General features: G+C 61.8%; 10 protein-coding genes. 3 read left to right on the forward strand and 7 right to left on the reverse strand.

What is annotated here, in order from left to right; genetic code table 11:
* Nucleotides 1-324 precede the first annotated feature (324 nt).
* Nucleotides 325-2,001, reverse strand: a complete 1,677-nt coding sequence (locus NKH57_RS16280) for an NAD+ synthase (protein WP_352945434.1) — start codon at nucleotides 1,999-2,001, stop codon at nucleotides 325-327.
* An 86-nt stretch (nucleotides 2,002-2,087) separates the two neighbouring features.
* Complete coding sequence (locus tag NKH57_RS16285; protein ID WP_352945436.1) at nucleotides 2,088-2,804, reverse strand: DNA-3-methyladenine glycosylase I; 717 nt, start codon at nucleotides 2,802-2,804, stop codon at nucleotides 2,088-2,090.
* A gap of 92 nt (nucleotides 2,805-2,896) precedes the next feature.
* On the opposite strand from NKH57_RS16285, the gene NKH57_RS16290 reads away from it, so the two are divergent.
* Together NKH57_RS16290 and NKH57_RS16295 are read left to right on the forward strand one after the other, a co-directional pair.
* The gene (locus NKH57_RS16290) at nucleotides 2,897-3,460 is read left to right on the forward strand and encodes a DUF1003 domain-containing protein (protein WP_352945438.1); all 564 of its coding nucleotides are present in this window, start codon (nucleotides 2,897-2,899) and stop codon (nucleotides 3,458-3,460) included.
* Nucleotides 3,457-4,044, forward strand: coding sequence for a DedA family protein (locus NKH57_RS16295; protein WP_352945440.1), 588 nt, complete (start codon nucleotides 3,457-3,459; stop codon nucleotides 4,042-4,044). Before NKH57_RS16290 ends, NKH57_RS16295 begins: the two co-directional genes overlap by 4 nt.
* 60 nt (nucleotides 4,045-4,104) lie before the next feature.
* Here NKH57_RS16295 and NKH57_RS16300 read toward each other — a convergent pair whose 3' ends face one another.
* On the reverse strand, nucleotides 4,105-4,464 hold the full coding sequence (locus NKH57_RS16300; RefSeq protein WP_352945442.1) for a diacylglycerol kinase: 360 nt from the start codon (nucleotides 4,462-4,464) through the stop codon (nucleotides 4,105-4,107).
* A gap of 81 nt (nucleotides 4,465-4,545) precedes the next feature.
* Complete coding sequence (locus NKH57_RS16305) at nucleotides 4,546-4,962, reverse strand: GFA family protein (protein ID WP_352945444.1); 417 nt, start codon at nucleotides 4,960-4,962, stop codon at nucleotides 4,546-4,548.
* A gap of 343 nt (nucleotides 4,963-5,305) precedes the next feature.
* On the opposite strand from NKH57_RS16305, the gene NKH57_RS16310 reads away from it, so the two are divergent.
* Nucleotides 5,306-6,376, forward strand: a complete 1,071-nt coding sequence (locus tag NKH57_RS16310; protein WP_352945446.1) for a GGDEF domain-containing protein — start codon at nucleotides 5,306-5,308, stop codon at nucleotides 6,374-6,376.
* 112 nt (nucleotides 6,377-6,488) lie between these two features.
* Here the strand turns inward: NKH57_RS16310 and NKH57_RS16315 are convergent, their stop codons facing one another.
* From NKH57_RS16315 to NKH57_RS16325, 3 genes are all read right to left on the reverse strand, one after another.
* Nucleotides 6,489-7,862: a class II 3-deoxy-7-phosphoheptulonate synthase gene (locus tag NKH57_RS16315; protein WP_352605358.1), complete on the reverse strand. Its 1,374-nt coding sequence runs from the start codon at nucleotides 7,860-7,862 to the stop codon at nucleotides 6,489-6,491.
* Nucleotides 7,863-8,075: 213 nt separating this feature from the next.
* Complete coding sequence (mfd, locus tag NKH57_RS16320) at nucleotides 8,076-11,576, reverse strand: transcription-repair coupling factor (protein WP_352945448.1); 3,501 nt, start codon at nucleotides 11,574-11,576, stop codon at nucleotides 8,076-8,078.
* A gap of 71 nt (nucleotides 11,577-11,647) precedes the next feature.
* Nucleotides 11,648-11,935, reverse strand: coding sequence for a succinate dehydrogenase assembly factor 2 (locus tag NKH57_RS16325; protein WP_023757492.1), 288 nt, complete (start codon nucleotides 11,933-11,935; stop codon nucleotides 11,648-11,650).
* Nucleotides 11,936-12,007 lie beyond the last annotated feature (72 nt).

The following is a 12,007-nucleotide window of genomic DNA, read 5'->3' on the forward strand; positions in this document are numbered from 1 at the left end:
GTGCCCGGAAAGCGGAGCGGCATATTTGGCGTCTCGCCCGTAATCGGGCGGCGACCGGCATCGGCATAAGCCTGTGCTCAATCCGGCATCGGCTCGAAGGGCAAACCTTCGCGGAGCGCCGGGTGAGACCTAAGCTTCGCGGCCTCGCATTACCATTTGAAATACTGCCATTCAGACCTCCCGCAAATGAATCGCGGAGAGGCCCCTTATAGAGACGCCCTGATGCATCGCCAAGATCAGCGCACGCCAAAAGTGTATCTGGCCCAACCACTGCGATTATTTTGCAACAATGGCTGATGTAAGCCAGCCGCGGGCTTTCAGCGTCTAGCCTCCATCCCTGAAACGATTGGTAATGGGGTAGCGGCGGTCGCGGCCGAAATTCTTCTTTGTGATCTTCACCCCCGGAGCCGCCTGCCGGCGCTTGTATTCGGCGATGTAGAGCAAGTGCTCGATGCGCGTCACCGTCGCCCGGTCATGGCCGCGCGCAACGATGTCGTCGACGCCCATTTCGTTCTCGACCAGGCATTCGAGGATGTCGTCCAGCACCGGATAGGGCGGCAGCGAGTCCTGGTCGGTCTGGTTCTCGCGCAATTCCGCCGACGGCGCCTTGTCGATGATGTTCTTCGGGATCACCTCGCCAGAAGGCCCGAGCGCGCCCGGCGGCACATGGCTGTTGCGCCAGCGCGACAGCGCATAGACCTGCATCTTGTAGAGGTCCTTGATCGGATTGAAGCCGCCATTCATGTCGCCATAGAGTGTGGCATAGCCGACCGACATCTCGCTCTTGTTGCCGGTGGTGACGACCATCGAGCCGAACTTGTTGGAGATCGCCATCAGGATGGTGCCGCGCGCGCGGCTCTGTAAATTCTCCTCGGTGATGCCTTCCTTGGTTCCTTCGAACATCTGCGTCAAAGCGTGCAGGAAGCCTTCGACCGGCTCGAAGATCGGCACGATGTCATAGCGGCAGCCGAGCGCGCGGGCGCAGTCCTCGGCGTCCTTCAGCGAGTCCTTCGAGGTATAGCGGTAAGGCATCATCACCGCGCGCAGGCGCTCCTCGCCGAGTGCATCGACGGCAAGGGCCGCGCAGATCGCCGAATCGATGCCGCCCGAGAGACCAAGCACGACATTCTTGAAACCGTTCTTGTTGACGTAGTCGCGCAGGCCGAGCATGCAGGCGCGATAATCGGCCTCTTCCCTATCCGGGATTTTCGACATCGGCCCTTCCGAGCAGACCCATCCTTCGCCTTGCCGTTTCCAGGTGGTGACGTCGATTGCTTCCTCGAACTGGCTCATCTGGAAGGCCAGTGTCTTGTTAGAACCTATGGCAAACGAGGCTCCGTCAAAGATCAGCTCGTCCTGGCCGCCAAGCTGGTTGGCATAGATCATCGGCAGCCCGCATTCGATGACCTGGCGGATGACGACCTGGTGGCGAACATCGATCTTGGCGCGATAATAGGGCGAGCCGTTCGGCACCAGCAGGATTTCCGCCCCGCTTTCGGCCAGCGTCTCGCAAATGTCGACATCGCCCCAGATGTCCTCGCAGATCGGAATTCCGATCCGCACGCCGCGGAAATTGACCGGCCCCTGAATTTCGGGCCCGGCCTGGAAAACGCGCTTTTCGTCGAATTCGCCGTAATTCGGCAGATCGAGCTTGTAGCGCTCGGCGATGATCTTGCCGCCATCGGCGAAGACAATCGAATTGTGCGTGCCGCTCTTGCGCTTCAGTGGCGTGCCGATGATGACGCCCGGACCGCCGTCGGCGGTATCGGCGGCAAAGTCCTGTGCCGCTTTTTCGCAGGCCTTCAGGAAAGCCGGCTTCAGCACCAGATCTTCCGGCGGATAGCCGGCGAGGAAAAGCTCGGTATAGAGCACGAGATCGGCGCCTTGGCGGGCAGCATCGGCTCTCGCCTCGCGGGCTTTGGCGAGATTGCCGGCGACGTCACCGACGGTCGGGTTTAGCTGGGCGATCGCGATGCGCAGGATGTCGAGAGGCTTGGTCATGCCTGCTGACTTAGCGCGGCAAATTTCGTCGGGCAATGGCGTTCGTTTGGACCAATTCGGACTGATCGTGGCCGCACTGCCGGCGATCAGTCGTCACCCATATATTCGCGCAATGATTGCGGAGAATGGTTCTCCCCGATCGACATCGCCAGGATGCGCGATATGTGGCGGCGCGGCAGACGTGTCTGCGCCGCCCACTGATTGATCTGGGCCTGGATCTTGTCGAGATCTCTCTTCGAGGTCGGGCTTTCGGCGATTTCGAGCCCCGAGTCGCGCAATGCCGCCGCCATATCGCCCGAAATGACGAAGGCATCCCAGCCCAGCCAGCGCAGGAAATACTGGCCGGTGTTGCCGCCGAGCCGGCTGCCATGTTTGCCGAGATAGGCCATCAGCCCGACTTGGTCGTCGGCCGGCCAGTTGGCGAGGAATTCGCCGAAGCCACCATGCTCCTTCGACACGCGCTCGACGAAGGCAGCGTTGTCGCGAACGGATTTGATCTTCTGCGGATTGCGCACGATGCGCTGGTCGGAAGCCAGATCGTGCCAGAAATCATCGGGCTGGAACAACAGCCGTTTCGGCTCGAAGTGGAGAAACGCCTCTTCGAAGCCCGGCCATTTCTGTTCGATGACGCGCCAGACGAAACCGGCGGCAAACACGCGCTCGGCCATAACAGACAGAATGCGATCGTCCGCGATCTCAGCCACGGCGGCATTGTCGGGCACGGGGCCCAGCAGTGACGAAAGCTCCGCTTCGCCACCCTTGCGTTTTGCGGCACGTGCGCGGATTTTTGCGAAATCGGCCATTCTGCTTGCGTCCTCGCGTCATGCTTTTGACGACCGGCATCTTCCTATATGGAAATCAGGCTGCCAAGCCGATGCTTTGTATGGAGACATCCATGAACAAGACCGTGCCGGAACTCGCCAATCGCTGGCTGAGGCGAACCCCGGAGAGCCTGAGCGAACTTGAGAGGCGGGTGCTGCAGAGTACCGTCGACCGCAAGCCCATAGCGCAGGACATCAATGTCAATCTTGCCGGCCTTCAGGGCATGGGCGACCGTATCGCCGACGCCATTGCGCGCGTCGGCGGCTCGTGGACGTTCATCCTGTCCTTCATCGCCTTCCTGATCCTCTGGATCGGTGCCAATTGGTGGCTGCTGGGGCGAGAATCGTTCGACCCCTACCCTTTCATCTTCCTCAACCTCGTCCTCTCGATGATCGCCGCCTTGCAGGCGCCGGTGATCATGATGTCGCAGAACCGCCAAGCGGCGCGCGACCGTATCGACGCCGCGCACGATTACGAGGTCAACCTTAAAGCCGAGATCGAGATCATGGCGCTGCACGAAAAGCTGGACGAGCTGCGCCACAGCCAGATCATCGGCATGCGCGACGAGATCGCGCAGATAGCCGAACAGGTGAAGCGGATTGACGAGCGACTTGCCCCCCAGACCCAGCCCTCATGACGGAGGCCATCCATCATTTCATCGAACAATATGGACTGCTTGCCATATTTCTCGGCTGCGTTGCCGAGGGTGAAAGTGCCGCCATCCTCGGCGGCTTCTTCGCGCATCAGCAGGTCTTCGTCCTGTGGCACGCCTTTGTCGCGGCTGGCCTCGGCGCCTTCGTCGGCGATACCTTCTTCTTCATCCTTGGACGAAGCTTTGCCGACCATCGCTATGTCGTCAGATTGCGCAAGCGACCCGGCTTTCGCCGCGCCTTTCGCCTGCTCAACACCCATCCGAACATTTTCGTCCTGTCGAACCGCTATATCTACGGCATGCGCCTCGTCGGCGGCATCGCGGCCGGGCTTTCCAATATCCCCGCGCCACTCTTCGTCATCCTCAACGCTATTTCGTCGGCGATCTGGGCGGTGCTGTTCGGCACGATAGGTTATGTCTTTGGACTGGGAGCCGAGCACTTCATCGGCCAGGCATTGATGCGCCACGAGCGGTTGCTGGTCGGGCTGGGCATCGGCCTGACCGTGGCGATCCTTGCCTGGTTCGTTGCCCGTCACATCGCCAACAGGGAGCGCGCCAAGGAGAGCTGAGCTGGATGTGCTTGAGATTCAGGTCACGCCGCCATCACCTGGATATTCCAGCACCTCCTGCTAAATCGGTAGGCCCGTGATCCGCTCGACGATGGCGATGCCCCAGACGCCGGCAACGATGAGCACCGAAATCAGCACCGCCAGCGAACCGCAGTCCTTCGCCAGTTGGATGTCGACATTGAACTCGCGGCTGAAGGCATCGCATGCCGCCTCGATGCCGGTGTTCAGCACTTCGACCAGGATCAGCAGCAGCACCGCGCCGATCAACAAGGCATAGCCGCGCCATGAGATCGAAACGAACCAGCCGAGCGGCAAGGCAAGCGCAAGCAGCACCAGTTCCTGCTGGAAAGCCTTCTCGCTGGCCGCCAGCTTGCGAAACGCCCGCACCGAATTGAAATAAGCGCCGATCAGCCGCTGCATGCCAAACCCCTTTCCGAATCACCGGCACGGGATAATGCAATTGCTGGCCAGATCAACGAAATAAGGCGATTTTTCCAAGAATCATTCGGCGACCGGTATGGACGGTGTCGATTTCTCAAACTGTGGCAGGCCGTCGTCGATCGAATAATAGTCGCCCTTGTCGCCGACGAAAATATGGCATTCGCCCTCAAGGCCTGTCGGCTTGTCGAACGACCCTGCCATGACTGAGATGTAGTCCTGGTGTCGCGGCTCCCAGAACATCACCGATCCGCACGCCTTGCAAAAACCACGCCTGGCGAAGGCAGACGCCTCGTACCAGGTGATGTCTTCCTTGCCCTCAATCACGATATCGGCATTGGCAACATTGGTCGCGGCGTAGAAATGTCCGCTCTGCTTGCGGCATTGCGAACAATGACAATAGACGACGCCACGCAGCGCTCCGTGCGTTCTGAAGCGGACCGCTCCGCACAGACACGAGCCTCGATGACCATCACTCATGGCGACTCCTTCTTGGAGAAAACTCTGCTTGGCACGAGCTTCGCCATCACGTTTCCAGCTTTGCGGCAGCCACGCGCCAGCAAATGCGACACATGCTGGCGCCGCGAACGCGAAATTCAGTTTCATTCAAGCTTCTACAGCCGCAAATAGAGAAAAACGTGTCCGGCCTTTACAAATTAAGGAAACTTTAGCGCCGGCGCATTTATGGTCACGGCAAGCGACGGTCGTGGGTGGGGACGCGTCTCGTCGCAGATTGTGGACTATCGGGCGGCATTCCCCAGGACGGCGACACGTGGAACCTGCAAATTCTACGGCGGGATCCGAGGGGAAGAGTGATCAGAACATGCAGCTGGCAGCCGTCCCCACAGAACGAAAGACCGACATCGCAGCCAGTGTCATCGCCACAATGCGCCAGCTGGGCGTGCTCGGCCTGCCGCGCAACTACGAGATCTTCTACGAGGCCCTGAGCGGCACCAATCGCGAACTCAGCCTCGCCATCGTTTCGCTCAGCAACCGGCCGACACAGGATGAACTGGACCAGATCGGGCGCACTTTCTTTGCCCAGAACCATGGCCCCGGCATCGTCGAGCATGCCAGGGACGTTATTGCCAGGGAGCTTGAAGAGGTCGCCTCGCTGTTGCGGAGCGAGCGTAGCCACATCGAGAAATACGGCAGGATCCTCGATGAGACATCGAGTGGCCTCAGCGGCCGCAGCCTTCTGTCTCAGGATCTTTTGCAGAAGATTGCCAATGCCATGTCGGTTGCCACCAATTCGACGATCGATCACGGTCGGCAGGTGGCCTCGACGCTCCGCGACAAGACTGCCGAACTGGAGAGCGTCAAGTCGAAGCTCGAGGAATACAAGCGGCTGGCCGATACCGATCCCTTGACCCATATCTGGAATCGCCGCGCCTTCGACAAGGAAATTACGAAGATCTACAACAGCAACAAGGGTATCCTGTTCAACGCCTTGATCCTTGCCGACATCGACCGTTTCAAGGACATCAACGACCGCTACGGCCACCCGGTCGGCGACAAGATCATCCAGATCATAGCCGACATTTTCCAGACAGGCATTCGCGGCGACATGTTCGTCGCCCGCACCGGCGGCGAGGAGTTCGCGCTGATCATCGAGGGCGCCAGCGAGGATGCCACCTACGAGATAGCCGAGCGCATTCGCGCCCTGATCGAGGAGACGCCGTTCACCAGCAGCCAGACCGGTACCAATTACGGCACTGTCACCGTCTCGATGGGCATCTGCATGGCATCCGAGGCCGAGGGGCCCGAGGACCTCTACACCAAGGCCGACCGGGCGCTCTATCGCTCGAAGGTCAGTGGCCGCAACCGCGTCACCAGGCACTCGACGATGGCTGGCCGGGCCGGCAAGAGCTGGCTGCTCTACAAGAAGGACTGAAACCTTCGGTTCCTGCCCCTCGCGGCTTGTGCCGGCAGCACGAACGCAGGGCTGAAAAGCGCCCGATTTCTCGGGCGCCTTTTCATGACCTCATCCGGATCGCGCCGAAAAATCAGCCGTTGACGGCCTGCTTGTGCTGCACCGGGTGGCTCTTCTTCAACAAATCCGAGACCAGGAAGGCCAGTTCGATCGCCTGGTCGGCGTTGAGGCGCGGATCGCAATGGGTGTGGTAACGGTCCTGCAACTCCTCGGCGGTGATGGCTCGCGCGCCACCGGTGCATTCGGTGACGTTCTTGCCGGTCATCTCGACATGGATACCGCCCGGATGCGTGCCTTCGGCGCGGTGCACCTCGAAGAAGGTCTGCACCTCCTTCAGGATGCGGTCGAACGGCCGCGTCTTGTAGCCAGCGGCCTCGATCGTGTTGCCGTGCATCGGGTCGGACGACCACACCACGCTGCGGCCTTCCTTCTGCACGGCACGCACCAGCTTCGGCAGATGGTCGGCGACCTTGTCGGAACCGAAGCGCGCGATCAGGGTCAGCCGGCCGGGCTCGTTCTCAGGGTTGAGCAGGTCGATCAGTTCCAGCAACCCGTCCGGCGTCAGCGACGGGCCGCATTTCAGGCCGAGCGGGTTCTTGATGCCGCGGCAATATTCGACATGCGCATGGTCGGGCTGGCGTGTGCGGTCGCCGATCCAGATCATATGGCCCGAGGTGGCGTACCAGTCGCCGGAGGTCGAATCGACGCGTGTCAGTGCCTCCTCGTAGCCGAGCAGCAACGCCTCGTGGCTGGTGTAGAAATCGGTTTCGCGCAGGGCGTAGTTGGTTTCCGAGGTGATGCCGACGGCCTTCATGAAGTCCATCGTCTCGGTGATGCGATTGGCGAGCGATTCATACTTCTCGCCTTGCGGACTGTCGGACACGAAGCCGAGCATCCAGCTATGCACATTCTCCAGGCTGGCATAGCCGCCCTGCGCGAATGCGCGCAGAAGGTTGAGCGTCGCCGCGGACTGGCGGTAGGCCATCTCCTGGCGGGCAGGATCGGGAATGCGCGACTTGGCGTCGAATTCGATGCCGTTGATGATGTCGCCGCGGTAGCTGGGCAGCGTCACCCCGCCCTTGGTCTCGTTGTCGGACGAACGCGGCTTGGCGAACTGGCCGGCTACGCGGCCGACCTTCACCACCGGCTGCGCGCCGGCGAAGGTCAGCACTACCGACATCTGGAGGAATACGCGGAAGAAGTCGCGGATGTTGTCGGCGCCATGCTCGGCGAAGCTCTCGGCGCAATCGCCACCCTGGAGAAGAAATGCGTCACCGGCAGCGACGGCCGCAAGCTGCTTCTTCAGCTTGCGTGCCTCACCTGCAAAAACCAGCGGCGGAAAGGTAGCGAGCTGGGCTTCCGTGGTCTTCAGCGCGGCAAGGTCCGGATAAGCAGGAACCTGCTTGATCGGTTTTGCTCTCCAAGAATTCGGCGACCATTTCGTCATCGCTGCACCCAACGCTCTTTCCGAGCAATTCCAGGAAAAGTGTGAAGCGGTTTTCCGTCCGGAATTGCGTCAAACAAACAAATGGGCGCCATCGCCCGCCAACCCGCCCCATAAAGGGATCGCGGCTCCATACACGAAGCCGATTTCCTATTCTAGACCGGATTTGGCTGCGTGGCGAATGCGCGTCTGGCGAGGCGGTTTCCTATCCCTGCCCTACGCCGCCGCCTTCTCCACCAGCCGCGCCAGTTGCGTCATGACGACCGCGGAACCCGCCAGCCGCTTCTCGGCCGTTGGCCAATCGCGCACGAACACGACGCTGTGGTCCGGCCGGATCTTGGCCAGCGACCCCTGCTCGCCGATGAACCGGACCAATCCGACCGGGTTGGAGAATTCACGCTTGCGGAAATGGATGACGACGCCCTTCGGTCCGGCGTCGAGCTTCTCGACATTGGCCTTGCGGCAGAGCGCCTTGATGAAGACGATCTTCAAGAGATGCTTGACCTCCTCGGGCAGCGGGCCGAAGCGGTCGATCAGTTCGGCGCCGAAAGCATCGATTTCCTCGGTGTTTTCGAGATCGCCGAGACGCCGATAAAGCGCCAGCCTGAGCTGCAGGTCCGGCACATAGCCTTCCGGGATCATCACCGCCGTGCCGACGGCAATCTGCGGCGACCAGCCGCCATCCTGCACCTCGCCGGAATCCTTCACCTCGGCGACGGCCTCTTCCAGCATCTGCTGGTAGAGTTCGAAGCCGACCTCCTTGATGTGGCCGGACTGCTCTTCGCCCAGAAGATTGCCCGCGCCCCTGATGTCGAGGTCGTGGCTGGCCAGCTGGAAGCCGGCGCCCAACGTGTCGAGCGATTGCAGCACCTTCAGCCGGCGCTCGGCGGTGTCGGTCAGCTTGCGGTTGGCCGGCAGCGTGAACAGCGCATAGGCGCGCACCTTCGAACGCCCGACGCGGCCGCGCAATTGGTAGAGTTGCGACAGTCCGAACATGTCGGCTCGATGGATGATCAGCGTGTTGGCCGTTGGGATGTCGAGGCCGGATTCGACGATGGTGGTCGACAGCAACACGTCGTACTGGCCGTCGTAGAATGCATTCATGATGTCGTCGAGTTCGCCCGGTGGCATTTGGCCATGGGCCACCGCAACTTTCAGTTCGGGTACGGATTCTCTCAGGAAGTCATGGATTTCTGAGAGATCGCTGATGCGCGGAACGACATAGAAGGAATGCCCGCCGCGATAGCGTTCGCGCAGCAGCGTCTCACGGATCACCAGCGGATCGAAGGGCGAGATGAAGGTGCGCACCGCCAAGCGGTCGACCGGCGGCGTGGCGATCAGCGACAGCTCGCGCACCCCGGTCAGCGCCAGTTGCAGCGTACGCGGGATCGGCGTCGCCGACAGCGTCAGCACGTGCACATCGGTCTTCAGGTCCTTCAGCCGTTCCTTGTGCTTGACGCCAAAGTGCTGCTCCTCGTCGATGATCAGCAGGCCAAGATTCTTGAACGAGATCGCGGACCCAAGCAGCGCATGGGTGCCGATGACGATGTCGACCTGGCCCTCGGCAATGCCCTTCTTCGTTTCCGCCAGTTCCTTGGCACCGACCAGACGCGAGGCTTGGGAAACGCGGATCGGCAGGCCTGAGAAACGCTGCGAAAACGTCTTGAAATGCTGGCGCGACAACAGTGTCGTCGGCACCACCACCGCCACCTGAAATCCTTCCATCGCCGCGATGAAGGCGGCCCGCAACGCTACCTCGGTTTTGCCGAAGCCGACATCGCCGCAGATCAGCCGGTCCATCGGCTTGCCGGCGCCAAGGTCGTCGCGCACCGAGTCGATCGCCGTCTGCTGGTCGTCGGTCTCCTCGTAGGGGAAGCGGGCGGAGAACTCGCCGTAGAGGCCTTCGGCCGGCACCAGCGCCGGTGCGGCGCGCATCTGCCGTTCGGCGGCGATGCGGATCAATTGCCCGGCCATGTCGAGCAGGCGCTTCTTCAGCCGCGCCTTGCGCGACTGCCAGGCGCCGCCCCCGAGCTTGTCCAGCGTCGCCTCGGTCGTGTCAGAACCGTAGCGCGACAAAAGCTCGATGTTTTCGACTGGCAGGAACAGCCGGTCGTCGCCGGCATAGTGGATTTCCAGGCAATCATGCGGCGCGCCGACTACCTCGATGGTACGCAGACCGACGAAACGGCCGATGCCATGGTCTGCATGGACGACGATGTCGCCCGCCGACAGCGCCGAGGCTTCGGCAATGAAATCCGAGGGACGCTTCTTGCGCTTCGAGCGCCGGATCAGCCGGTCGCCGAGAATATCCTGTTCGGCGACGACGACCAGTCTTTCGGTCTCGAAGCCGGATTCGAGCGGCAGCACGGCGAGCGCCGCCTGCCCCGGCTCGAGCTTTTCGGCTTCCGCCAGGGTCGCGACCTGCTTGAGGTTGCCGAGGTGGTGCTCGCCAAGGATCTGCCCAAGCCGGTCGAGTGAACCTTCGGTCCAGCCGGCGACGACGACGCGGCGGCGCGTCGCGCGCTCGTCGGCGATGTGTTTGACGACGACGTCGAACACATTGATGCTGGGGTCGGCGCGTTCCTCGACGAAGCTGCGGCCGTGCCGCGAACCGGCGTGATAGACTTTCTTCGCGCCGGCATCGGGCGCATCGAACGGCGTGAAATCGATCGCTTCGCGCGGCCCGAGCGAGGCGATCAGGTTTTCCGGCGAGAGATAGAGCAGGTCCGGCGGCACCGGCTTGTAGGGCACGGCATCCTTCAGCGCACTGTCAGCCTGCTTCTTGCGCGCCTCGTAGTGATCAAGGATCAGCGTGTGGCGTTCGGCCAGCGCCTCATGCGCCAGATGGTCGAAGACGACAGGTGTATCGGTGAGATAGTCGAACACCGTCTCCAACCGCTCGTAGAAGAACGGCAGCCAGTGCTCCATGCCGGCGAAGCGCCTGCCTTCGCTGACCGCCGCATAGAGCCCGTCGTCGCGCTGCGGCGCGCCAAAGGCTTCGATATAGGAGCGGCGGAAGCGGCTGATCGTTTCCGGCGTCAGCGCCACTTCGCTCATCGCTTGCAGCGCCATCGACTTGCGTTGGCCGGTGGTGCGCTGGGTGGCCGCATCGAAGACACGAATCGATTCCAGCGTGTCGCCGAAGAAGTCGAGCCTGAGCGCCTCCGTCCAGCCTGGGGCAAACAGGTCGAGAATGCCGCCGCGCACCGCGAATTCGCCGATGCCGCGCACCGTCGGCACCCGCTCGAAGCCGGATGTTTCCAACCGCGACACCAGTGCGTTCATGTCGATCTGGTTGCCGGGCCTGGCGTGGAAAGTCTGTGCCTCGACCAGTTCAGCCGGCGGAATGCGCTGCAACAGTGCATTGGCGGTGGTGAGGATGACGGCGCGGTGGGGCTTTTTCGCCAGCGCGATCATGGCGGTCAGCGCATCGAGGCGCTTGGCGGCGGCGTCCGAACCAGGCGACACGCGGTCGTAGGGCAGGCAATCCCAGGCCGGTAGTTCGAGGATCGGCAGACCCGGCGCCGCGAAGGACAGCGCCTCGATGATCGCCGGCAGGCGCTGACCGTCGCGCGCCACGAACAGCAACGGCTTGTCGGGCGCGATCTCAAGTGCCGCCTGCACCAGCGCGAAGGCTTCGTAGCCGTCGGCGACGCCGTCGACGATGAACTGGCCGGCGCGGCCTTTCGGCAGACCGATGGTGGGAATGAGGCTCATGAAATCACTGTCTTGCTTGTCGCAATTCCGGACGGAAAACCGCTTCGCACTTTTCCTGGAATTGCTTGTGTTCAGAATGTCATGGAGTGGCGGAACGCCAGGATCTTTCGCAGGACGGCACAATCGATATCTGCCGGGACCGGGCGTTCGCCGGTGACCATGGGCAGGAATTCAGTGTCGGGAATGTCGAGGAGCTTCTCATATTGGTCGATTTCCTCGTCGGTCAAGGCGCCGATCTCAGCGTCGGCGAAAGTGCCGAGGATCAGGTCCATCTCGCGCATGCCGCGATGCCAGGAGCGAAACAGAAGCTTACGGCGGTGGGCGTCCAGCCCCTCGCTTGATCTCGTCGTTCCGGTCATTGTGCCGCATCCTCGCTTGCTGCGGCGCATATAGCGTGGATAGAAGGTGCTGTCAGCCTTGCGCTGTAGCCG

Origin of the sequence: Mesorhizobium sp. M1050 (assembly GCF_040318715.1) — a bacterium.
In the GTDB taxonomy this organism is placed as follows: Bacteria; Pseudomonadota; Alphaproteobacteria; order Rhizobiales; family Rhizobiaceae; genus Mesorhizobium.